General features: G+C 63.8%; 19 protein-coding genes, 1 other RNA gene and 2 pseudogenes. 6 read left to right on the forward strand and 16 right to left on the reverse strand.

Translation table 11 applies throughout. The annotated features are described in order from the left end of the window. Positions 1 to 362: 362 nt before the first annotated feature. Positions 363 to 2174, forward strand: coding sequence for an EAL domain-containing protein (locus tag F7R02_RS02750; protein WP_078590951.1), 1812 nt, complete (start codon positions 363 to 365; stop codon positions 2172 to 2174). Positions 2175 to 2299: 125 nt separating this feature from the next. Here the strand turns inward: F7R02_RS02750 and F7R02_RS02755 are convergent, their stop codons facing one another. From F7R02_RS02755 to F7R02_RS02790, 7 genes and pseudogenes are all read right to left on the reverse strand, one after another. After that, on the reverse strand, positions 2300 to 2998 hold the full coding sequence (locus tag F7R02_RS02755; RefSeq protein WP_078590952.1) for a DUF1349 domain-containing protein: 699 nt from the start codon (positions 2996 to 2998) through the stop codon (positions 2300 to 2302). Between the two features lie 253 nt (positions 2999 to 3251). Beyond that, positions 3252 to 3326, reverse strand: a non-coding RNA gene (locus F7R02_RS02760) — sX9 sRNA. A 75-nt stretch (positions 3327 to 3401) separates the two neighbouring features. Continuing rightward, positions 3402 to 4322: a M14 family metallopeptidase gene (locus F7R02_RS02765; RefSeq protein WP_078590953.1), complete on the reverse strand. Its 921-nt coding sequence runs from the start codon at positions 4320 to 4322 to the stop codon at positions 3402 to 3404. Between the two features lie 101 nt (positions 4323 to 4423). Then, on the reverse strand, positions 4424 to 4933 hold the full coding sequence (locus F7R02_RS02770) for a ferritin-like domain-containing protein (protein ID WP_008575404.1): 510 nt from the start codon (positions 4931 to 4933) through the stop codon (positions 4424 to 4426). 636 nt (positions 4934 to 5569) lie between these two features. Continuing rightward, positions 5570 to 5827 (reverse strand): KGG domain-containing protein, encoded by a 258-nt coding sequence (locus F7R02_RS02780; RefSeq protein WP_005916070.1) that lies wholly within the window; start codon positions 5825 to 5827, stop codon positions 5570 to 5572. Between the two features lie 788 nt (positions 5828 to 6615). Then, positions 6616 to 7206 (reverse strand): annotated as a pseudogene (locus F7R02_RS02785) (uroporphyrinogen-III C-methyltransferase); the annotation flags it as partial. 396 nt (positions 7207 to 7602) lie between these two features. Further along, a pseudogene (locus F7R02_RS02790) lies at positions 7603 to 8134 on the reverse strand (ANTAR domain-containing response regulator); the annotation flags it as partial. A 79-nt stretch (positions 8135 to 8213) separates the two neighbouring features. On the opposite strand from F7R02_RS02790, the gene F7R02_RS02795 reads away from it, so the two are divergent. Further along, positions 8214 to 9191, forward strand: a complete 978-nt coding sequence (locus F7R02_RS02795; protein ID WP_078590955.1) for an NAD(P)-dependent oxidoreductase — start codon at positions 8214 to 8216, stop codon at positions 9189 to 9191. A gap of 144 nt (positions 9192 to 9335) precedes the next feature. Here the strand turns inward: F7R02_RS02795 and F7R02_RS02800 are convergent, their stop codons facing one another. The 3 genes from F7R02_RS02800 to F7R02_RS02810 are packed head-to-tail and all read right to left on the reverse strand — an operon-like array spanning position 9336 to position 11563. After that, a complete protein-coding gene (locus F7R02_RS02800; RefSeq protein ID WP_078590956.1) occupies positions 9336 to 9698 on the reverse strand; it encodes a hypothetical protein in 363 nt (120 codons plus the stop codon). After that, positions 9682 to 10251, reverse strand: a complete 570-nt coding sequence (gene mobA / locus F7R02_RS02805; protein WP_005916083.1) for a molybdenum cofactor guanylyltransferase — start codon at positions 10249 to 10251, stop codon at positions 9682 to 9684. Before mobA ends, F7R02_RS02800 begins: the two co-directional genes overlap by 17 nt. Before the next feature lie 37 nt (positions 10252 to 10288). After that, positions 10289 to 11563, reverse strand: coding sequence for a molybdopterin molybdotransferase MoeA (locus F7R02_RS02810; RefSeq protein WP_139371075.1), 1275 nt, complete (start codon positions 11561 to 11563; stop codon positions 10289 to 10291). A 180-nt stretch (positions 11564 to 11743) separates the two neighbouring features. Between F7R02_RS02810 and F7R02_RS02815 the strand changes: the two genes are divergently transcribed. Beyond that, positions 11744 to 12019, forward strand: a complete 276-nt coding sequence (locus F7R02_RS02815; RefSeq protein ID WP_078517229.1) for a PQ-loop repeat-containing protein — start codon at positions 11744 to 11746, stop codon at positions 12017 to 12019. A gap of 36 nt (positions 12020 to 12055) precedes the next feature. On the opposite strand, the gene xth is transcribed toward F7R02_RS02815, so the two are convergent. After that, positions 12056 to 13048, reverse strand: a complete 993-nt coding sequence (gene xth / locus F7R02_RS02820; protein WP_078590957.1) for an exodeoxyribonuclease III — start codon at positions 13046 to 13048, stop codon at positions 12056 to 12058. Between xth and F7R02_RS26285 the strand changes: the two genes are divergently transcribed. Then, positions 13047 to 13199 (forward strand): hypothetical protein, encoded by a 153-nt coding sequence (locus F7R02_RS26285; protein WP_167520951.1) that lies wholly within the window; start codon positions 13047 to 13049, stop codon positions 13197 to 13199. The genes xth and F7R02_RS26285 overlap by 2 nt on opposite strands. Further along, complete coding sequence (locus tag F7R02_RS02825; protein ID WP_026006777.1) at positions 13196 to 13966, forward strand: OBAP family protein; 771 nt, start codon at positions 13196 to 13198, stop codon at positions 13964 to 13966. Before F7R02_RS26285 ends, F7R02_RS02825 begins: the two co-directional genes overlap by 4 nt. Before the next feature lie 194 nt (positions 13967 to 14160). Here the strand turns inward: F7R02_RS02825 and F7R02_RS02830 are convergent, their stop codons facing one another. The 5 genes from F7R02_RS02830 to F7R02_RS02850 all read right to left on the reverse strand — a co-directional run bounded on the left by F7R02_RS02830 (position 14161) and on the right by F7R02_RS02850 (position 19790). Beyond that, positions 14161 to 15330, reverse strand: a complete 1170-nt coding sequence (locus F7R02_RS02830; RefSeq protein WP_078590958.1) for a zinc-dependent alcohol dehydrogenase — start codon at positions 15328 to 15330, stop codon at positions 14161 to 14163. Positions 15331 to 15343: 13 nt separating this feature from the next. Next, positions 15344 to 15874 carry an SRPBCC family protein gene (locus F7R02_RS02835; protein WP_005933336.1) on the reverse strand — a complete coding sequence of 177 codons (531 nt, stop codon included), beginning with the start codon at positions 15872 to 15874 and terminating at the stop codon, positions 15344 to 15346. A gap of 3 nt (positions 15875 to 15877) precedes the next feature. Beyond that, positions 15878 to 16450 (reverse strand): DUF4142 domain-containing protein, encoded by a 573-nt coding sequence (locus tag F7R02_RS02840; RefSeq protein ID WP_078590959.1) that lies wholly within the window; start codon positions 16448 to 16450, stop codon positions 15878 to 15880. Between the two features lie 378 nt (positions 16451 to 16828). Continuing rightward, positions 16829 to 17044 carry a hypothetical protein gene (locus F7R02_RS02845; RefSeq protein WP_003482865.1) on the reverse strand — a complete coding sequence of 72 codons (216 nt, stop codon included), beginning with the start codon at positions 17042 to 17044 and terminating at the stop codon, positions 16829 to 16831. A gap of 82 nt (positions 17045 to 17126) precedes the next feature. Next, on the reverse strand, positions 17127 to 19790 hold the full coding sequence (locus tag F7R02_RS02850; protein ID WP_167520952.1) for a TonB-dependent receptor: 2664 nt from the start codon (positions 19788 to 19790) through the stop codon (positions 17127 to 17129). A gap of 183 nt (positions 19791 to 19973) precedes the next feature. Between F7R02_RS02850 and moeB the strand changes: the two genes are divergently transcribed. Beyond that, complete coding sequence (gene moeB, locus F7R02_RS02860) at positions 19974 to 21179, forward strand: molybdopterin-synthase adenylyltransferase MoeB (RefSeq protein ID WP_172107298.1); 1206 nt, start codon at positions 19974 to 19976, stop codon at positions 21177 to 21179. Positions 21180 to 21284: the final 105 nt, after the last annotated feature.

The following is a 21284-nucleotide window of genomic DNA, read 5'->3' on the forward strand; positions in this document are numbered from 1 at the left end:
GACAAAGATTGGATGAGGCTGGATTATTAAAAGCAGGCTGATGCATTATTACGATCCGGCATTGCATTGCCTTATAACAATCGTTTTCAGTGAAAATTGCTGCGTCGCAAAAGTCCGATACATGCACTCGCAGACGTCCTGCCAATTTATGAGCTCGCTCTCATGAGTAAGACCACTTCACCAGTCGACAGCGACGGAGGAGTGCAATATTTGTATATCTCAGGCGTAGCGGCAGCAGTTATTGTCGGGGCTGCCAGCTTGTTTACCGCTTGGAACCACCCCGACGCTGATAGGGAATGTACGAATCGTGCAGACCTCATCACCTATCGATGACCCCGGTTTGTTTCTAGTAGAGGTGTAGTGTGATCTTCGACACGGAACCTGACGCCATGACGCTAGCCCCGGACGACAAACCGCAGGATCGCCACTTCGACTGGTCAGGCGTGCCGATCGACCTGGGTGGCATGGAGCCACTCGAGCAAATCGCACGATTGCTTTGCCATGCCCTGGTTGCGCCGGCTGCTGCGCTGACCATCACCGAGGGCGGGCGCCTACGCGTGCTGGCAGCGCGTGGTATCAGCAGCAGTCATGTCGAGCAGGCCATGGAGTTGTGCAAGCAGGTTCCGGCAGCGCCCAATGGCGTGACCGAGTTGATCGAGCATGCAACGCTTGCGCAAATCAAACTGGGCGATGCCGCCTTCCCCGGCTTGCCTGCACGCTTTATCGCCTGTGTGCCGGTGGGTGCTCCGCAGACAGGCATTTCCGGGACCCTGTGCGTGATCGACACACGCGAGCGCCGGCTGGCGAGCCAGGAGCACCAGCAACTGCTGATGTTCGCCAACGTGGCTGCCGCACAACTGGAATTGCAGTTCGGTGCAGGCAGGCGCGAACCGCATAGCGGCTTGCTCAATACGCGCCAGCTTCAATCGGATCTGGACGCCCTCGCCTTCGGCAGTCATAGCGTGCCCACCATTGCTGCATTTATTGAGGTCTACGATACCCAGGCCGCCAACGAGGCGCGCCAGGCACTGGGCATGCAGCCGTTGGAAGAATTGGTTCGCCACGCCAGCTATGTGTTGACGCGCGCTTTGCGCGGCAAGGCCACGGTGTACCACGTGGCCTCGATGCGCTTTGCGTTCTTCCTGCTCAACTCCGCGCCGGACGAGATGGAAGACCTGCTGCTGGATCTGCGCGACATGCTGCACAAGCCGGTGGATGCCGCCGGCGTACCGATGTCGCTGACCTTTCATGCCGGTGTGGTGCGCTTTGCTCCGCAGCAGCCGGACACAAACGACGTGATGCGCAAGGGCCTGGTGGCGCTGGGCGATGCCATCAATAACCATGCCATCGTGTGCTGGTATAGCGCTTCGCACGACGATGCGATCCAACGCTCCTACCGTTTGGCACTGGATGCCGAAAAGGCCCTGGATGCCGGTGATTTCCGGCTGGTGTTCCAGCCGCGCATCGATCTTGAAGACCTATCGGTGACCGGCTTCGAGGCGTTGCTGCGCTGGAATCACGCCAGTATGGGCCCGATCGGTCCCGACGAATTCATCCCGCTCTTCGAAAAAACCGCACTGATGTGCACGGTCACCAATTGGGTGATCGAAAGCGCCTTGGTACAGCTGGCGAAGTGGCGTGCCCAGGGCTTGGATTTTTCCATGTCCATCAACCTGTCCTCGCGCGATTTCGGCAACATCAATCTGGCAGCCGATGTGATCAACCGCTGCAAGGATCTGGCGATTCCCACCACATGCATCGAGCTGGAGATCACCGAAGGCCGCTGGCTGCGCAGCAATGTCGAAGCGGTGCCGCGGCTGCGGGCGTTGCGCGATGCAGGCGTGAGCGTGGCCATCGACGATTTCGGCACCGGTTATAGCAATTTCGGCTATCTCACCGAGTTGCCGGTCAATGTGCTCAAGCTGGACCGGTCGCTGGTGACTGGCATCGCCACCAAAACCGGCATGCAGATGCGCGCCGAGGCGGTAGTGCGCCTGGCCGACGCATTGGGTTATCGCACCGTGGCCGAGGGCATCGAGCACGCCGATGAGATCGCCTTGCTGCGGAGTTGGGGATGCGATGAGGCGCAGGGGTATCTGCTGGCCAAACCCATGGAAGCGCACCTGGTGGCTGATTACGTCAAACAGACCGCGGCGCTGCGGCGCCTGCCGTAAAGCCGCGGCGGCGCGCGGAGCCTGCCGGGCAGGCAATCGCACCGCGCCGCTATGCGGTTGCATGCGCGATGCCTTGTGATGCGATGCACGTCCGAACTCTTGCCTGCAATGCAGCAAAGCCCCGCTCAACTGAGATCGTGCAGGTCCTTGCCTAGCGGCGCACTCAGTGCCCAATCGGAGAACCGCACCTTCAGCCCGGCGCGCTCGGGCGTACAGCACATCGGCCCGACCAGGTAGGCGCTTGCTGGCGGGAATGGACACAGCCGCACCAACGGCCAGCGACGGCCGTCCGCAGAGACCTGCAGGCGTAGCACACCGTCGGCAACCGTGGCACGGATCCAGAAATCCTTGGGGTCGGCTTCGTAAGGACCAGTTGCCCAATCCGATACCGGGTTGGTCAACACGCTGCTGAGCATGGCACGCCCGTCGCTGAGTTCGATCCCGGCCTTGACCCAGTGCTGCTCGTTCACGCGCACCATGATGCCGACCTGGTCGTACAAGGCTTCGTACTGCGCGCGCACACGCAGTTGCGCGGTGAAGCCTGCGCCGGCCTTGATGCCCAGAAAGTGCCCGCTGTCGCGGGTGAATCCGTAGTGCGTCTTGCGCCAGAAGTCGGTCGCCTGGTCGGTCACCACATCCAACGTGTCGCCGTTGATCGCGAGTGTCTTCGGCCGGTTGAGCCAGGTTCCGGCGTGCCAGCTGCTGTCCTGCGCCATGGTGTTCCTCGGGCTGGTCTGTTGTGCAAACGCGCCACCACTGAGCGTCATCCCGACCACGCCAGCCAACACGCGCCTGCGTGCGCCATGGAATGCATCGTGTTGCATGGATCTGCGCTCCTGCCACTTATGAAAGCGGAGTTTACGTGCTGTACGCGCAAGGCCGCATGCGTGCGGCGCGTCCCCTGTTCGCCATGCAGGCAACGCGCCAGTCCGTGCTGCGACGATGCGCGGCCGTGCAGACGCGTCGCATACATGCGACGTCGCCGCAGAACCCAGACCCGAATCCGCACGCGAGCAATGGCTGTGCGCGGCGTACAGAGATTTGCCGGCCAACCCTGCGGTTTACGCGCCTAAGAGCGGCTAACAAACGTAGCGAGCAGTCGTCAGGTGGATGTGGACGGCGCGGAGGAACCGGAGTGCACGCGTGGTCCATGCCGACTCCGAGCACCGGCCGCGCCCGCCTGGCGGCTGCACAGTTGTTTTGTCAGCCGCTCTAAGTGCCTCGCCCTCAGTGCTGCGCCAATGCGTAGTCGATTGCCGCGCAAATTGCCGCGACCTGCGCAGCATTGCATTGGTCGGGTGTGGCGCGCGGGCTATCCGGATAGACCTCGGTGGTCGTGCGATACCGCGCATCGGTGACGCCGGCGCACAGGCCCAGTCGCCGCACCGGATAATTGATGACCCCGTGCCCCATCACCGGTGCACCGATAAGTCGCCCATCCGCATCGGCGGGCGCGATATGCGTCACCTCGGCCACCGCCGCGATCACCGCCTGTTGGAAGGCGGGCTGCGGATCTTCACTGTCGCCGACCAGATAAAACCCGTCCGGAATGCTCCCCGGCACAAACACCGCACCGTCGCGCGCCGCCAACGCGGGGCGAAACTCGCTCTCGTCGCTATCGGTGGTTTCGTGCAGGTCGATATGCACAAGCAATCGTCCGGAAGTCGCAGCCACCACCCGCATCAGCGCAGCCGACTCTTCGGCCGGGCTGTTGTTGCGAAACGCGCGATTCGGATCCACTGCATCGGCATTCCAACGCTGGATGCGCTCATAACCCCAGGGATTGATGCACGGCGCCACCAGTAGATTGCATCTGCCTGCGTAGTCGGAAGCACGCTGCTGCAGAAATTGCAGCGCACCTTGCACGCCGCTGGTTTCGTAGCCGTGTACGCCGCCAGTGACCAACACGCATGGCAGGCTGTGATCCCACTGCGCGCTGCGTAGTGCCAGCAGGGGATACTCCCCTTGCGCATGGGCAATGGTGCCGTACTGCACGCGCTGGTACTGCTCGGCCAGTGTTGCGATCTGCTGCACGACATCGTCCGCATAACTGCGCTGCTGCAGCTGGCGTGCGCGCCACATGGCGCGTTCCGGCTCGCCCCACGGTTGCCCGGGCGTGCCGATCGGATACGTTAGGTTGGTCGTCATTGCAGGCATCGGTGCGAGGAAAGCGCCAAGGGTAAGCGCTCTGGACGCAGAAGCAAAAAGGCCCCGTACTGCGGGGCCGATGAAACCTGCGCAGCTGACGTTTACTTCTTTGCGGTGACCCCTGGGGTGGCGTCGCGGACCAGGAACTCTTCAGTCAACTCCGGCAGATGCGCCAGTAGCCAATCGGCCATGGCCTGCTCCTGGGGCAGGATCTGCTCGCACACGCGCTGCGTTTCGGTATCGCCCACCGTCTTGGCGGCACCCAGCAACGCGGTGTAGGTGGCGATCTCCAGGTTCTCGAACACGTAGCTGGCCATCGCGCCCTTGACGATTTCGTCGGAGGTGGTCATGCCGCCCATCGCCTGCCCGAATGCGGCCATCTTGCCCATGGCGTCCTTGATGATCGACGGCGAACCGCCCAGGCGCTCGATACACGACTCGACCAAGCGCTGTTGCCCCAGCGTCTCTTCCAGATGCTGCTCGATGCGGGCTTTGAGCTGGGGGTAGTGCTCGATGCGTGCGGCCTGGGCCTTGAGCATCTGCTCGGCCTGCTGCTCCATTGCATGCGCATCGCGCAGCCAGTCCATCAGATTTTCTTGGGGTTCGGCCATGGGGTTCTCCTGTTTGTTTGCGATATGTCCAGCCTGCAGCGGCGCGGATGAAAGATGTGACTGTTCCAAGTGAACGCTGCGTGCGCCGTCTACGTGCCATAGACATGGCGAGGAGGGACTGCGACCGCCATCCACAGACTGTTTAGATGCGGTCACAACAAACTGAGGACCTTTCCCGGCGCTCTCTCAGGACCCGCATACAACGCTGACCGCGCTGACCACCTGAGGTCGAATGCGTCCGGCTACCGGTCGCGGGGACTATGCATGCTGCGGCGGTGCGGTGAGCCCGCAATCCGGAGGGCTGCAAATCCTGCCGAGGTTAGAAGCTGCAGCATGGCTGGAGTGAAATTTTTTCATGCAATCGATGTCGGACGTCATGCACGACTGCAAAAATTTCCCGCCTGCGCTCGATGCATTGCACAGCAGGCGCTCGTGGATCTTTCAAGGTGCACAGAACATCACGCACGATGATTGCGTGCAAAAATTTGCAATCGATTGTGCATCCATCGCGTGCACCAATCGGTTTGCTTCGACCAAAACAGCACAGGCGCTCGGCCGCAGGGGCGTAGCGCCTGTGTCCAACCTCCGGCAAGATTCGCTCCCGAACCGGCGCACCATGGCACGCCGATGGCTGGATTAAGCGGATTCTTCCTGCGGCTTGGCCTGCTTGGAACGCCCGCCCTTGCTGCCGATCCGCGACATGTGGTCGCGATCGCGGCTCACGGCCTGGCCGCCCTTACGGCCAGCTTCGCGCGCTTCGTCGCTAGTAAATTCGTGCGCATTGCCGCTGGCATGCGCGGCTTTGCCACCGCTACTCGCCAACAGGCGGCGCTTCTCCGGATCCAATGCGGCAAAGCCGCGCCGGCTACGGGTCGTGTTTTGTCCGTCTTCCACTGTGCCTCCTCTCGATGCTTCGGTTACGCCTGGGTGATGGGCTAACCGCAACATTCGTGCCAACCTCAAAAGGCAGGCCCCACGGTGCACTGCGGATGGATGCAGGAAAAAACGGCTGCGCTCGCTGTGCAAATCTTGCACACCTTCCCATCGCCGGACGATTCGGCCTACCTCCCAGGTGGATAGCGCTATCACGGGGCGCAACTGCGGTCTGCAGCCGCTAGACAGATTGCGCAGGCGTCGCAGGATCAGCTGCGGTGCCTGGATCAACCGCCGCCGCTACTGCAGGCGTGTTCCGATCTCGCGTAGTCTGATTGCCACGCACGGCGAGGAATCAGCCGTCAGCGTTTGGCCCACCAGATCGCCTGCATGAGGCCATCGCCTCGGTGATGGCGTGCGCCGCGCCTCGCAAGGCGCGTGCTGTCGATACCGCAGATCGCTCGGCCGATTCGCTACGGGCAGCTCAGACAGCGGCGCAGCCACAGGTCGAAACAGGCAATGCACGCACACATAACTGCGCACGGATCTGGACGCGCACTGATGCGCCTTCAGTGCGCCACGTCGATACACCCTGCGAAAGACTTTGCGGTTGTGTGCAGGCCGGTACCACTGGCCGACGTCGACACTAGGCCGTAACCATTACGAATGCATGCCGTCCACGCGCGGATGCGGCTGGCCCAGAGGCTCGGCAAGGAGTCTTCGGGATGCGCACGCACCATGTCACACGGAAACCGTGAGCCCGAGTGGCCCTGCCTTGCAGCCGCGTCATCGGTGGTGTGCTGTCCCCACCCCACTGCCTGCACCGCCATCGGCCCATCGCGGTCGTCGCACGCTGCAGCAGCTTCGGACAAAGCATCGCCCACCAGCAACAAGGTCGGCAGACCCGGTGGCAGCGCGGCGGCTGTCGTCCCGAGGTCGCCCAGGGCGGTGAGGCGACGTTGCTGCTCCGGCCGCGTGGCGGCCTGCACGATGGCGGCGGGTGTGCTGGCCGGCAAACGCGCCAGCAATGCAGCGGCCAGCGCATCTGCGCGGCGCAGGCCCATGTAGATACCCAGCGTCGTGCCGCTGGCCGCAAGCGCGCCCCAGTTCGGCTCGCCGTGGTCGTGCGTGTGCGCGGTGACGAAGGTGATGCCGTGGCAGTGGCTGCGATGGGTCAGCGAGACGTCCAGTGCGGCCACCGCAGCGAATGCCGCACTCACGCCGTCGATCACCTGCACACCGACACCGGCACGACGCAGGAAGGCGATCTCTTCGCCAGCGTGGCCGAACAGCAGCGCATCGTCCCCTTTCACGCGCACCACGCGCCGGCCCTGCAACGCGTAGCGACGCATCAGTCGGCAGATGAACTCCTGCGGTGTCGAACGGCATCCGCCACGTTGTTTGAGTTGTGCAACGTGGCGCCGTCGTCGATGGCGTCGTGCATCGCCGCGGCCGAGACATGCATGCAGGTGCACACGATCGGATCGCCAGGCGCTGTGGGTATGCGTGAAGACCGACAGCCGCGCACCACGCCACGGCTTGCCAGCCAATGCGGTCGCAAGCAACGATCGATTGGCGTCGCTGGGTTGCGCGGCCGTGAGCAGCACGCCGTCGATATGGCGATGCCCGTCGTGCATGCGCCAGCCAACGCGGCGCATCGGCCCGCGGCGCAGGTCGCGGTACTCCAGCACATCCGCGCCGGCCGGCAGATGCAACGCGGCGACCAGGCGATCCATCCACATGGCATCGGGCGCGCGTTCGCAGGCGGCATGCAGCACGACCCAACCCCGGCTGTATTCGGCCATGGCCACGATACGGCGCGCCACTTCGGTCAGTTTGACGCCCTGCTTCATCGCCTGCTGGCGTAATGCCGCATAAGCATCGGCCTCGCTCAGGCCACGTTTTTCCATCAGCAAGCCCTTCGCGCGGTCGATCTGCTTGCGGTCCTGCAGCGCCTGCCGCTTTCCTGCGCAAAACGGGCCAGCGCCACCTGCACGATGGGCGCAACCGCGCGGGCGCCAGACCATCCACCACATACGCCGTCACCCCCGCGCCGACCGCTGCATGAATCAACGCATCCTCGCCATCGCCAGAGAACATCACCACCGGCCGCGGCGCGTGCGCATGCAACATCGACAGCTGCTCCAAGGTATCGCGGGAAGGCGAATCCACATCGATCACCACTACATCCGGCTGCTGGCGTTGCACGGCATGCAGCAGTGCACCGACCGAGGCCACGTCATCGAGCACCTGGTAGCCGGCGCGCGTCAGTGGCTGGCGCAGTTCGCCGATCGGCTTTTCGGTATCGTTGACCAGCAAAACACGCATTGACGGCAGCGAGGCATGGACGTGGCCCGATGGTGCCATGCAACATGCTGCTGCGAGCCATCTTTTCGGAGTGTGTCCGATGCCGTTGTTCCCGTTGTTCGCCAACCTGCAGGGGCGCGCCGTGCTGGTCATCGGTGGCGGCGAAGTCGCCACACGCAAGGTGCTGGCGCTGCTCAAGGCGCAGGCGCACATCCGGCTGTATGCGCACGCGCTTTCGCCCGAACTTGCCCAGCTGCTGCAGGCCGGGCGCTTTGAACAGATGACAGGCGAGTTCGATCCTGGCTGGATCGACACCGTGTGGCTGGTCGTCGCGGCCACCGACGATGTGGAGCTGAATCAACGTGTCGCCGCAGCGGCCGGCGCGCGCCAGCGCCTGGTCAATGTCGTGGACGATGCCGAGCTCTCCACCTACCAGGTACCGGCCATTGTCGACCGCGATCCGCTGGTGGTTGCGATTTCGTCGGCAGGCGCGGCGCCGATGCTGGCGCGCCGACTGCGCGAGCGACTGGAGCGCGAACTGCATGCGTCGGTCGGTACGCTGGCGGCCTTGTTCGCCCAGCACCGCGAGCGCATTCGTCAGCAGTTGCCGGACATGAACCGGCGGCGCCGCTGGTTCGATCAGGTGATCGACGGCCAGGTGCCGCAATTGCTGCAGGCCGGCGATACCGCCGCCGCCGAAGCCGCCTTTGCCGCCGCGCTGGAGGCGGTGGACAGCGTTCCAGCGCGCGGCAGCGTGCAATGGGTTGGTGCCGGCCCGGGCGATCCGGGCCTGCTTACGCTCAATGCCTTGCGCGCCCTGAACCTGGCCGACGTGCTGCTGCTGGCGACGGACGTGCCCACCGCGGTGGTGGAACTGGCGCGCCGGGACGCGCAACGGCACGCCTGGCCGCAGACGCTGGGCGCGCAGCAGGCCGTCGTAGTGGAGTTGGTCGGCGCCGGTCTGCAGGTTGTGGTCCTGCGCATGGGCAGCGGCGATGCCATCCCGGCGGAGCTGGAAGCCGCCCTGCACGCGCAGGGCATCCTGTCAGTGGGGGTGCCGGGGTTGCCGCTCCGCTAGGTTTTGCCAAGCGCGTTGCCGGGTTCGACGCGCTTGGACGCGACTGCGCACGGCTCGCGAGCAACGCTCGGCGCGCCGTGCGCTGCTGCCGGCGCGTGCATTCGCCACACCGATCGCCGGAGCGCGGAGCGACGCCTCAAGTCATCACTCCCGCGGCAATCGCTTGCGCGTGCTGTCGCGCACATCCACGTCGAAGGTGACCTGCAAGGTCATCGCCTCGGCATGCCCAGCGCCCGCATCGAAACTGAACTGAAGCCCGTCGCGGCGCGGTAACTGGCGTGCGTGTTCCTCCAGCGCATCGCGCGGGATCGCCAGCTGCCAATGATCGGTCGCGCAATTGCACGCGGCGTGACCGCCGGTGAGGCTCACGCTGTGTCTGACCAATCGTGCGCCCTGCCCGCTCGGCAACCGGCTGAGATTGTCGACGCGGCGCCCGGCCAGCAGGTCGGCCAGCTCGTCTTCGTCGATACGAAAGCGCAGATGTTGGCCTTCAATCTGGATTTTCATGGATCAGCCGGCTCCATTGCTCGGGCGTATTGCAATTGACGAATGCGGCGCGTTCGCTGGCAGTGACAGTCACGCGATGGCACTGCAGTGAATGCTGCAAGGCGCGCAGCGAGCGTGACGATGCAGCGCCCGCCATCAACGCCGCCAACGCCTCGCGCACGCCGGCATCCAGGCGCAGGCACATCGGCAGCATCTGGTCCTCGAAGGCCACACAGCGGTGCTGCGACGGCGCCAGCAGCTTGCCCAGCAACACGGCCGACAACAGCGGCATATCCACCGGCACCACCACCAGCGTGGTCGCGTCGTTCGCGCCCGCGATCACGCTCGCCAGCCCGCCGAGTGGACCCAGATCGGGCTGGAGGTCGGCAATGCCGGCGTACTCGGGCCGGTTGCCGCTGACCACCACGTGCTGCGCACCGGCCCGGCGTAGCAACGCCTGCATCTGTTCCAGCAACGGGCGCCCATGCCAGGGCAGCAACGCCTTGTCCTGCCCCATGCGCGACGAACGTCCACCGGCCAGCACTACGCCCGTCCACGGCCGCAGCAGCGTCATGCAACAGCCCCAGGATGGATGGCACGCACAGGCAGGTTCATGGCGCGATGGCCGGCGCGGCCGGTTGCAGGTGGCCCAAGCCGAAGACCTCGGCATGCGTGCTCGCTGCGGCGCCTTCGTCCTGCGGCTCCAGCACGGCCCAGACGTTGGCCTGCAGCAACGGCGCCACACGAAAGGATTCCTGCTGCGGCAGGATCTGCACCGACAACGCGCCGGCCACGCTGCACAGCAGCCGTGCCCGCAGATGCTGCCGCCAGAGCGGCCGGGCCTGCATCGGCGCCTCCAACGCGACGCGCAAGCCACGCTCGACCGGCATGCCCAACAAACCGCGCAATGCCGGCTCGACAAAAAAGCGCAGCCCGGCCGCACTGGCCATCGGGTTGCCGGGCAAGCCCGCGTACAGTGCGCCATCGCCGAAGCGTGCAAACAGTACCGGTTTGCCCGGTCGCACCGCGACCTTATGAAACAGCACTTCGGCAGCGTGGCGTGCCAACGCATCCGGGATGAAATCGTAACGACCGCGCGAAACGGCGCCGGTGCTCAGGATGAGATCGGCACCGGCATAGCGGGCCTGGGCCAGTGCCGCATCGAAGGCAGCATCGTCGTCGCCCACCTGCCCACGCCACACGACATCGGCGCCGGCGGCACGCAACCGAGCCAGCAGATAACTGCTGGTGCCGTCGCGGATCTGGCCCGGCTGCAGAGGTTGTGCGGGGTCGCCGATCAGTTCGCGTCCCGTGGCAATCAAGGCCACGCGCGGCTGCCGCAGCACCTGCACCTGCGCGCAGCCCAGGCCGGCGAGCAGCATCAGATGCGCACCGCGCAGTACGGTGCCGGCATCGATCACGCGATCGTGCAAGCGCACGTCTTCGCCGCGACGACGGATGTGCTGGCCCGCACGCACCGGCCGATGCAGGCGGATGCGGCTGGGGCGCTCGCCGTCGTGTTCGAGGATCTGCACTTGCTCGATCGGCACCACCGCATCGGCACCCGGGGGCACGCCGGCACCGGTCATGATTTCCCAGGCCGCGCCGCTCGCGGCCGCACCGGCATCCTGCCCTGCCGCAACGGTGCCGCTCACCACGTGCTCGCTGTCTGCCAACGCACCCATGCCCGCGGTCGCCAGTGCAAACCCATCCATTGCGCTGTTGTCGAAGGGCGGCAACTCTGCCTGGCTCGACAAGGCGTCGGCGAGCACGCGGCCCTCGGCATCGTCGCTTGCCACCCACTCGCTGGACAGGGTTGCGACGTGCGCGTGGACCAGCGCGAGTGCTTCGGCATAGCTGATCATGTGCAGGACAGTGCCGACCAATGGATGACCCGGCTAGGATACCGGCCCCTGGCGCAGCAGGTACAGGCGTGGCTAATGCGGCGCCGTCGTGTATCTAGCGATCGTGGTGTGCATCACGGGGCACCACGCTTGAAGCTGCTCGAACGGTACGCAGACAGTGTGCGCTGCAAGGTTGCAGGCCGTCACTGATCAACCGCACATATGCAAGTCGTCGACGTCGTGGGCTGGCTCGCCAGCATCATCCTGATCGCCACCTTGATCCGGCAGATCTACAAACAATGGCGCTCCGATGCCGCGCAGGGCGTCTCGCGCTGGTTGTTCATCGGCCAGATCAGCGCCTCGGTGTTGTTCATCCTTTACAGCTATCTGGTTGGCAACGCGGTGTTTATCGTCAGCAACGTGCTGATCCTGCTGACGGCCCTGACCGGCTACGCATTGCAGCGGGTCAAGCGCCGCAAGCTCGAACGCGCAGCGTAGATAGGCTGCGTCGACTCCGGCCGGCCGGTGAGCTAGTCAGCTGTTCTTTTTCGCCGACTTGCGTGGTGTCGCCGATCCGGCTGTGGCCCTCTTTGCGACGATCTTCTTCACCGCTTTTTTTGCAGTGACAGTGGACGTCTTCTTGGCCGCCGCCTTGGGCACGGCCGCCTTTTTCGCTGCGCCCGGCTTGCGCATCTTCGCCACAGGCGTGGTATCCGGCGTCGCTTCAGCGGGCGTATCCGGCACGCGCACGCTGATCCAGGTCGGTGCATGATCGCTGGCCTTTTCCAGCGCACGTACCCACTTGTCGACGCCGGCATCTTGCAAGCCGGGCGCCAGCGTGCGATTGAGCAGCAGATGATCGATGCGCAACCCACGGTCGCGCGCAAAGTGCTGACGGAAGTAATCCCAGAATGTATAGATCGGCGTCTGGCCGTGGATTGCCAGCAAGCTATCGGTCCACCCTTGCGCTAGCAGGGTCTGGTAGGCCGCACGGCTTTCCGGCTGCAGCAGGGCATCCTTGCGCCAGCCCTTGGGGTCGTAGATATCCGCATCGGTCGGCACCACATTGAAGTCGCCGATCAGCGCCACGGGATGCGGCAGGTCCACCAGCGTTTTCGCGTGCCGGATCAGGCGCTCGAACCATGCAAGCTTGTAGTCGAACTTCGGCCCGGGCTGCGGGTTGCCGTTGGGCAAATACAGGCAGGCCACCACCACGCCATGAATCGCCGCCTCCAGATAGCGGCTTTGCGTGTCGCGCGGATCCCAGGGCAACCCGCGGCGAATCTCCACTGGCTCGATACCCCGCGCAAGCAGTGCCACGCCATTCCAGGACTTTTCGCCCTGCCAGATCACACCGTACCCGGCATCGCGAATCGCCTGCTCAGGAAACGCAACCTGTGTTGACTTTAATTCCTGCAGGCCCACGATGTCCGGCTGATCGCGTTGCAACCATTCCAGCAGGTGCGGCAGACGGCTGGCAATACCATTGACGTTGAACGTCGCGATCTTACGTGAGGTGCCTGACATGGGCATGCAAGTGGCCGCTTCCGTGGTGCAACAGCATGACCGCCGCCTGATGAAGCCGATGCTCAAGCGAGGTGAAGCTGCACTGCGTGACACGGCCCTCGCTCACGCCTGGCAGACCGCCCGCGGTCTTAGCTTGAAGCACATTCATTGATGGGAAGCGCCATGCGACATTCCGCACTGTTGATCGGCGTTGCGCTCTGCGCCAGTTGCTCGCGCAGCCCGCCGTCGGTCACCCCGCCGGGCGCACCGGAAAGTGCCAAGACCAATGTGCTGGAAGCCGGCGCGAAAGTGCTGCAACCCAGCGGCCCGGTGGGCAAGCTGGACATCTACCTGGTTGGCTTTCATCCGATGAAGGACGCACCAGATGAGCAAATGCAGGCCCATCACTATTGCCAGCAGGTCAACGAAGATCTTGCGCAATGCGCGCTCTACGACGGCAACACCGACCGCGCCAACCTCACCGGTATCGAATACATCATCTCGGAGACGTTATTTGCGCAGTTGCCGGAACACGAGCGCAGCTTCTGGCATCCGCATAACGGTGAAATCCTTTCTGGCCAGCTTTCCGCCCCCAACCTGCCGCAGTTCGCCGAGAAGGAATTGATGCGCAGCAAGATCAACAGCTACGGCAAGACCTGGCACACCTGGCATTCGCGCAAGGGCACCACGCCCGGCGACACCTTGCCGCTGGGCGAGCCGATGCTGGCGTGGTCGTTCAATCGCGATGGGGAACTGCAGCAGCCGTTGGTTGCACAACGTGACCGGGCCGTCTCGGTGTCCACCGCAGAACGCCGCGCCAACCGTCAAGATCTTGTGCCGCTGGCAAAGCCACAAGAGGGCGTGGATGCATTGCATGCACATTTTCCAGATGCCCAACCCATTCCTGGCGTCACGGACGCAAGGGGCAACCACCCTTGAGCCCAGAAGAGGCCCTGCTGCACACGTGCAGCAGGGTCAGACGTGGTGCACGTGCTTGGCAATGCATTCAAGTCATGAAGAACTCGCGATGCAGCTGGCAGCATGCGCGCACCATGCGCTTGTTACGCACGCAGATGGCAAGCGATTCCCTGCCACGCTCGCAGGGCAACTCGGTGCTGCCAAGGTCTCTAGCGCTAGGGAACAAACCCCGCGCGCACGCACCCATCGTGCTTGTGCTTGAACATGTCGTAGCCCCGCACGGCGTCTTCCAACGGCATCTTATGGGTCAGCAGAAAGCCGGATTTCAATCGTCCAGCCTGCGCCAAGTCCAGCAACTTAGGCACGTATCGCTGCCCATGCTGCTGCGCGGTCCGTACCGTCAGGCCCTTGTTCATCACCGCACCCAGCGGAAACTTGTCCATCACCCCGTACACGCCCAGAACCGACAGGATGCCGCCTTTGCGGCAGGCGAGGATGGCCTCGCGCAGTGCCTGGCCGCGATCGGTGTGCAAGTGCAAGGCCTGCTTGACCCGATCGTAGGTGTGGCCGATGCCGGTGCCATGCGCCTCCATGCCGACCGCATCGATACACGCATCCGGACCACGCCCTCCGGTCATTTCGCGCAGGACATCCACCACGCTGTCGACCGCCGAATAGTCGATCACTTCCACACCTAACACATCGCGCGCCATCGCCAGACGCTCAGGTAACCGGTCGATGCCGATCACCCGCTCTGCGCCAAGGATGCGTGCGCTTTGCTGCGCCATCAGCCCCACCCCACCACAACCCCAGACCGCCACCGTGTCGCCGGGCTGGATATCGCAGAAGTCTGCGCCCATGAAACCGGTCGGCCCCGCATCCGACAGAAATAGCGCGTCCTCATCGGACACACCATCAGGCACCTCGAAACACCCGACATCCGCGTGCGGCACGCGGATGTAGGTGGCGTGCGACCCTGCGTAGCCGCCAAAGGCGTGCGTATAGCCGTAAATGCCGGCAGTTGGATGCCCAAGCAGCGGCTCCTGCATCTCCCAGTTAGGGTTGGTGTTGTCGCACAGCGAAAATTCCTTGCGCTCGCAATGCCAGCAACCGCCACAGGAGATAAACGACGGTACCACCACGCGCTGACCCACACGCACGTTCTTCATCGCGGTGCCTACCTCCACGACCGTACCCATGAATTCATGGCCGATGACATCGCCCTCGCGCATGGTTGGCAGGTAGCCGTCGATGAAATGCAGATCAGAACCACAGGTGGTGGTAAGCCCGACTTTCAGGATCACATCGCGTGGGTTGACTAGCACCGGGTCGGGCACGGTTTCCACGCGCAAATCGTTAACGCCATTCCAGCAAAGTGCTCGCACAGAAAAGCCCTCCTTAAGAATGCGCGTGCGTCGACGCACGCGCCGCTGGGGTATGCAACAAGGTCGGCACCTCGCCGGCTTCCAGCCATGCGCGCAGTCGCCGTAGTCCCTTGCCGGCCAGCACGTACGGCAAGGGATTCACCAGCTTGGTCAACACCTGCGCCAGCACGCCTTCAACCGCGTAGTGCAGACTTAGCGTCGCCTCGCTGGCTTCGCGCCCACGTGCAGGGTGCACCTGCAATACGATGGTGAGCTGCAGCCCATGCTCGCCCTCGGCGTCGTAACGCACCGACTCGCCCAGCCGCGCATCGGCGCGGCGCAGGATCACCTCCACATCCTGATGCAGTGGTGCATGCAGCTTCCAGCGTGACGCCTGGCCGTCGCCGGAGACCAGCTCGGCGGCGCCTTCCAGCACGCGTTGCTGCACATTTGCATCACACCAGGCATCCAGTATCTGGTGAGGTTCGGCACGAATGGTCATGCTGCGCACGATGTGCGTGCCTTCATCGTCGGTGCGTACCGGATTGATCGATAAAGCAGCCATGGCTCAAAGGGCTCCTACGTGCTTGCCGGCGGCCTGTAGCGCCTTGGCACTGCTCAGATGATCGGCGACGTGATGGCGCGTGGTCTGCAGGTGTTCGAGCACCGGCGGAGTCTTCGCCTGCGGGATCAGCTTCTTGTCGAGCGCCGTCAATGCATCGGTGTGGTCTTTCACCATCGCGGTGATATAGGCCGTTTCGAACGCATGACCGTCCAGCTTCTGCAGCTTGGCCAATTCCGCCTTGCCCTTTGTCATTTGCAGCGTTGCCCCCGTGGCGGACGTGTCCGGTTGCCACTTGGCGATCTTCTGGTTGTTGTCGGTGTGCTCCTTGACCATGCGCGTGGCGTAGTCGCGCGCGCCGCCCTGCACCTGCTTCTGCAATGCCAGATTTGCCGCGTTGACTTCGCTGGTGTTGATGGCACTCAAGATGCCGAGCGCCCCGCGCTCGCCAGGTGTCGCTGCACCTGCGGTTTGCTGCCCAGCGGCCGTTGCAGACTGTGTCGCGTTCTGCGCCTGCGCAGATACGCCAACGCCAACGCACAAGGCCAGGACAAGAATGATCGGGCGGCGCGTGCTCATGGAAGTCTCCAGCTGGATGATGTGGCTCGATGCTGGGCTTCGCTGCGTGATTCGATCGTCGCGCCAGCGTCGAGACCTGGCGAAGGACGCCTGCTGCAGCGCAACGCATCGTCACATTGTGCGAAGGTCGTGCAGCTGACGTTTTTTCTCCAGCCTTGAATTCGCGGACTAACACGCCACCGCGCGGCAACGCGGGAAACGCGTCATCGGGTAACGAAGATCCTGTTCCGGAACGACGTAATCGCTTGCATGCGCACCACGAGCCGGCCTGCCCCGCATCACCTGTACAGCCACCTCAAGTGAATCTCGCGCTGCAGCGCTGCAACGTCGACTTCACGGCATTCGCTCGACCTACCGCATCCCGTCAGCAGTTCCGCGTCACGCCCCAGGATCGGCCGGTCCCAGCTGGTTGGCGGCCAATATCTCGTCGATACGTTTGACGATCTGCGCGGCCTGCTCCTGCGACTGCGCCGCGCCGGTGATTTTCTCGGAACGGGCTCGGAACACATCCCAGAAGTCGTCCGGGTGCTGACTGCGCATGTCCGGCAATCCTTCGGCAAGCTGTTTCAGTTGTGCATCGATGTCAGGTGTCATCGCGGTCTCCTCTGCTGGGCTCACGCTACCGTTGCGCCGGTGAGCCTGATGCCAACGTCTCGCGCAGACCGCGTTATCCGCATCACAAACGGAAGCGAAAACCCAGCGTGTAAGTGCGTTCGGGCGATGCGATCTCGCGCGGGAAGTCGCCATGCCGCTGACCGAAATAATTGTTGGTCGTGGTGCCGAGCAGATTGGTGGCCTCGGCGAACAAGGTCACATGCTTGTTGAGCTCGTAATTGAAGGCCGCATCCAGCCACTTCTCCCGCCCCTGATTGATCTGCTCGGGCTGATCGCCTGAGCTGTTGAAACTCACCGCATAGTCGCCGCGCCAGTTGTAGGCGACCCGTGCCGAGAACCGCGCGTATTCGTACATCAGGATCGCGTTGTAGGAATTTTTGGACACGTTGGTCAACGGCTGGCCGATACCCTCGGGCGAATCGGCCTCGGCCGAGAGATACGTGTAGTTGAGCTGACTGCCGAAACCGGACCACCAACCCGGCAGAAAGTCGTAGAACTGCGTATACCCCACCTCCACGCCCTTCAAGCTGCCCTCGCCGGTATTGCGCGGTCGGCTGATCGAATAGACGATGCCATCGATGGATTCATCGGCTGCGTAATTCTGGATATAGCCATCGATCTTGCGATGAAAGCCGGCAACCGACAGCAAGGAGCCGGGACGGAAATACCATTCCAGCGACACATCGGCATTGCGCGATTCCACCGGACGCAGCTGCGGGTTGCCGCCATTGCCGCGCGCCGGCAACGATTCGGTGGACTGATACAAGGCCAGCTGCGGATTGAGATCGGCAAATTCCGGTCGCGTGATCGTCGTGCTGCCGGCGAGCCGCAGCATCAGATTTTCATGCAAGGTGAGGTTGGCGCTGTATTTCGGTAACACCTTGTCGATACGCCGATCGATGCTGACCGGGCTCAGCACGCCATCCAGCGACTGGCTGCCCTGCGATTGCGAATCCAATCGCGTCGCGCGCGCGCCGACACGTCCATCCACAGGAATGGACCCAAGCGAGAAACCGTAATTCACCTGCGCATAGATCGCATAGCTGTCTTCGCGATCGTTGAAGAACAAGGCAGGGTTTTCATCGGGCGGGCCCGGCGGCTGCCCCATCGAGGTACGCAGCTGGATGCTTTGCTGCAGCAGAAAATCCTGGTTGGCCGATGCCCAGCGATCGCTGGTGAATGCACGCGCGCCGTCGAGCATGTTGCCGGGCGTTACCGATGCCAGACCGGGCACGTCGCTCAAGTAGATCGGTGCGCCGCTCAGATTGTTGCGCGCGCCGGTATCCCCGGAGTGATTGGTCGCCGTCCGCCTGCTTGCGCGCGCACCCACGTCCACTGATCGCAACGGCCCCAGCTCCAGATCGACGGTGGCATCGGCCCGCCACGCCCACTCCTCGCCTTTCTGGGCGTTCCAGCTGTCGTAGTACTGACTCAGTTCCCAATTGCCTGGCGCGGTGATGTCGTACGCGCTGCCATCGGCCTGGGTAATCCAGACATCTGCAGCGCCTCCCGCCGAACGCATGTTCAATCGCGGCGCCTGCGTGTTCATGTCCAGCGTGAACGAGCGGTTCTCGGCGGTGCTATAGGTATAGGCGAGCTCGCTGCTCGCACGCATACGCTCGCCACTCCAACGCCCGCCCAGCGCAGCTTGGTAGGTGTCCGATGCGTTCTTGTGCGCCTGCGTGCTGGAGAGCGTGCGCATGTCGCGCGCCACCAGGCCGGCCAGCACATCACTGCCCGGCCGCACAACGACCGATTCGGTGTTCTCTGGCGTCGCCAGCCCCGGGAATGGCAACCAGTAATTCACTTGGGGCCGGTTGTCGTAACCGATGTACAGCGTGTCGAAATACACCTCGCTGTTGTCGCTCGGCGCCCATTGAAACGAAAAATTCGCCGACTTGCGCTTGCGATCGCCGCGCGCCATCAATCCCCCTGCGCTGTAAGGCACGTAAATCTGCTGGGCCGGATCGAGCGGGTTCGGCTTCGCATCGTAAGTGCCATACAACGTGTTGGATTCCTGATACGGGCGGCGTTGGTAGGACACGCTCCCCATCCAGCCCATGCGGCCCATCGCGGTGTCGCGGCGTTGGCTGATGGTGAGGCTGCCATTGGGAACGGTCTTGCCGGACTGATCGCCCCGCAACGCGCTTACGCTGCCGGCAATCGTGCTGTCCTGATCGAAATCGAACGGTCGCCGCAGATGCACATCGACCACCCCGGCGATGCCACCTTCCTGAAATTGCGCGCCGGTGGTCTTGTACACCTCCACGCTGCGCAGCAATTCGGCCGGAACATCGGCCAGCTCCATGTCGCGCCCCACCGTTGTGAAGACGTTGCGCCCATCCAGGGTCGTGATGACGTTCGGCAAACCGCGCACCAGCACCTGCCCCACTTCGCCGCCAGCGCGCGCCACCTGCACGCCGGTCACGCGTTGCAAGGCCGCAGCCACGCTGTTGTCGGGCAGCTTGCCGATGTCTTCGGCCACGATGGAATCGCTGATTTCCGCATTCGATTGTTTGATCGCAATGGCGCTTTCCACGCTGCTGCGCACGCCTTTGACCTGCACCGTCTCCAACGTGGACGTGGCGGGCGCCGCGCCATCGGCGTTGGACGCGGCCTGTTGCGCCGCCGCGTTGCAACTCAGGGCCAGTCCGATGCACAAACCCAGCGGTCGATACGTGTTGGCACGTCGCGCAACGTACGCGTGCTGGGATGGAATAAGCATCATGGCCTCCTGAGGCAGGCACTGCGACGACGCGGCTGGGCGCGCTGCGCAAGACAGGCAAACCGGGCCGGACGAGCCGCGAGGTGTTGAACAAGGCCGAATTACAGCGGTGCCGCTCGCAGTGCAGCGTGATCGCATCCGCCATCGCGCCGCGATCATGACGCGCCTTTCATCAGCAGCGAGGTGCGTGCGTGTCGTGGGCAAGATTGCACATCGCAGCTGCTGCGTTTGCGCGACAATGGCCGCATGAGCAGCCACGACATCTCTCCCGCCGACGCCCGTGCCCGCGCCCTGCAGGGCGCCTTGCTGGTCGACATCCGGCAACTGCATGAGCGTGCCAGCGGCCAGGCCGAAGGCGCGTTGGCGATCGCACAGAACTCCCTGGAAACGGAGCCTGCAGTCCATCTGCCCGAGCAAACCCGCGCAATCGTATTGATCTGCCAGAGCGGCAAACGCTCGGCGCATACGGCCGCCATCTTGCGCACGCACGGCTATGCGCACGTGGCATCGGTGGCCGGCGGCACCAGCGCATGGGCCAGCGCCGGCCTGCCCCTGGTACGCCCGACATTGCCGGCGGACGAGCAGGATTTTCTTGAGCGTTATTCACGCCATCTGCGTCTGTCGCAGGTCGGCCTGGAAGGTCAGCGGCGCCTGGCACGTGCACGGGTGTTGCTGATCGGCGCAGGCGGACTAGGCTCGCCTGCAGCGTTCTACCTCGCCGCAGCCGGTGTGGGGTATCTACGCATAGCCGACGACGACGTGGTGGACCGCAGCAACCTGCAACGCCAGATTCTGCACACCGAAGACAGCGTCGGCACTGCAAAGGTCGACTCCGCCGCACGGCGCATCGCCGCGCTCAACCCGCGCGTGGACATCGAGGCGGTGCAAACGCGCGTGACGGCCGACAATGTCGAAGCGCTGCTGCAGGACGTGGATGTGGTGGTCGATGGCGCAGATAATTTTCCCGCGCGGTATTTGCTCAACGATGCCTGCGTCAAACTCGCTAAACCGCTGGTCTACGGCGCCGTGCAGCAGTTCGAAGGACAGGTCAGCGTATTCGATGCCGGCCGCCACCGTGGTCATGCGCCTTGCTACCGCTGCCTGTTTCCCGAACCGCCGCCGCCGGAATTCGCGCCCAGTTGTGCCGAAGCTGGAGTGCTCGGCGTACTGCCCGGGGTGATCGGACTCCTGCAGGCTACCGAAGCGATCAAGTTGCTGCTCGGCATCGGCGACGGCCTCACTGGCCGCCTGCTCAGTTTCGATGCGTTGGCGATGCGCTTCCGCGACATCCGCTTGCCGCCGGACCCGCACTGCCCGGTCTGTGCGCCTGGCGCTGTGTTTACCGGTTATGCGGATTACGCGGCGTTCTGCGGTAGTGCGGTTGGTTGAGTTCAGCTCACAGCCGCGGTGTGGTGTCCGTCGGTTGCCTGATTGCCTTGCCACCGAAGCAACGAGGTGTATCGCTGCGTTGAGTATTTGGCGAGGTGGGCGTGG

Source organism: Xanthomonas cissicola (assembly GCF_008801575.1).
In the GTDB taxonomy this organism is placed as follows: domain Bacteria; phylum Pseudomonadota; class Gammaproteobacteria; order Xanthomonadales; family Xanthomonadaceae; genus Xanthomonas; species Xanthomonas cissicola.

Excerpts from the sequence above, each read along its gene's own strand:
- F7R02_RS02770 (WP_008575404.1), bottom strand. The coding sequence starts at position 4,933 with ATGGCCGAACCCCAAGAAAATCTGATGGACTGGCTGCGCGATGCGCAT.
- F7R02_RS02845 (WP_003482865.1), bottom strand. The coding sequence starts at position 17,044 with ATGACACCTGACATCGATGCACAACTGAAACAGCTTGCCGAAGGATTG.
- F7R02_RS26285 (WP_167520951.1), top strand. The coding sequence starts at position 13,047 with ATGGGCATGCAAGTGGCCGCTTCCGTGGTGCAACAGCATGACCGCCGC.
- F7R02_RS02835 (WP_005933336.1), bottom strand. The coding sequence starts at position 15,874 with ATGGCTGCTTTATCGATCAATCCGGTACGCACCGACGATGAAGGCACG.
- F7R02_RS02765 (WP_078590953.1), bottom strand. The coding sequence starts at position 4,322 with ATGACGACCAACCTAACGTATCCGATCGGCACGCCCGGGCAACCGTGG.
- F7R02_RS02795 (WP_078590955.1), top strand. The coding sequence starts at position 8,214 with ATGCCGTTGTTCCCGTTGTTCGCCAACCTGCAGGGGCGCGCCGTGCTG.
- xth (WP_078590957.1), bottom strand. The coding sequence starts at position 13,048 with ATGTCAGGCACCTCACGTAAGATCGCGACGTTCAACGTCAATGGTATT.
- F7R02_RS02850 (WP_167520952.1), bottom strand. The coding sequence starts at position 19,790 with ATGCTTATTCCATCCCAGCACGCGTACGTTGCGCGACGTGCCAACACG.
- F7R02_RS02840 (WP_078590959.1), bottom strand. The coding sequence starts at position 16,450 with ATGAGCACGCGCCGCCCGATCATTCTTGTCCTGGCCTTGTGCGTTGGC.
- F7R02_RS02815 (WP_078517229.1), top strand. The coding sequence starts at position 11,744 with ATGCAAGTCGTCGACGTCGTGGGCTGGCTCGCCAGCATCATCCTGATC.
- F7R02_RS02755 (WP_078590952.1), bottom strand. The coding sequence starts at position 2,998 with ATGCAACACGATGCATTCCATGGCGCACGCAGGCGCGTGTTGGCTGGC.
- mobA (WP_005916083.1), bottom strand. The coding sequence starts at position 10,251 with ATGACGCTGCTGCGGCCGTGGACGGGCGTAGTGCTGGCCGGTGGACGT.
- F7R02_RS02800 (WP_078590956.1), bottom strand. The coding sequence starts at position 9,698 with ATGAAAATCCAGATTGAAGGCCAACATCTGCGCTTTCGTATCGACGAA.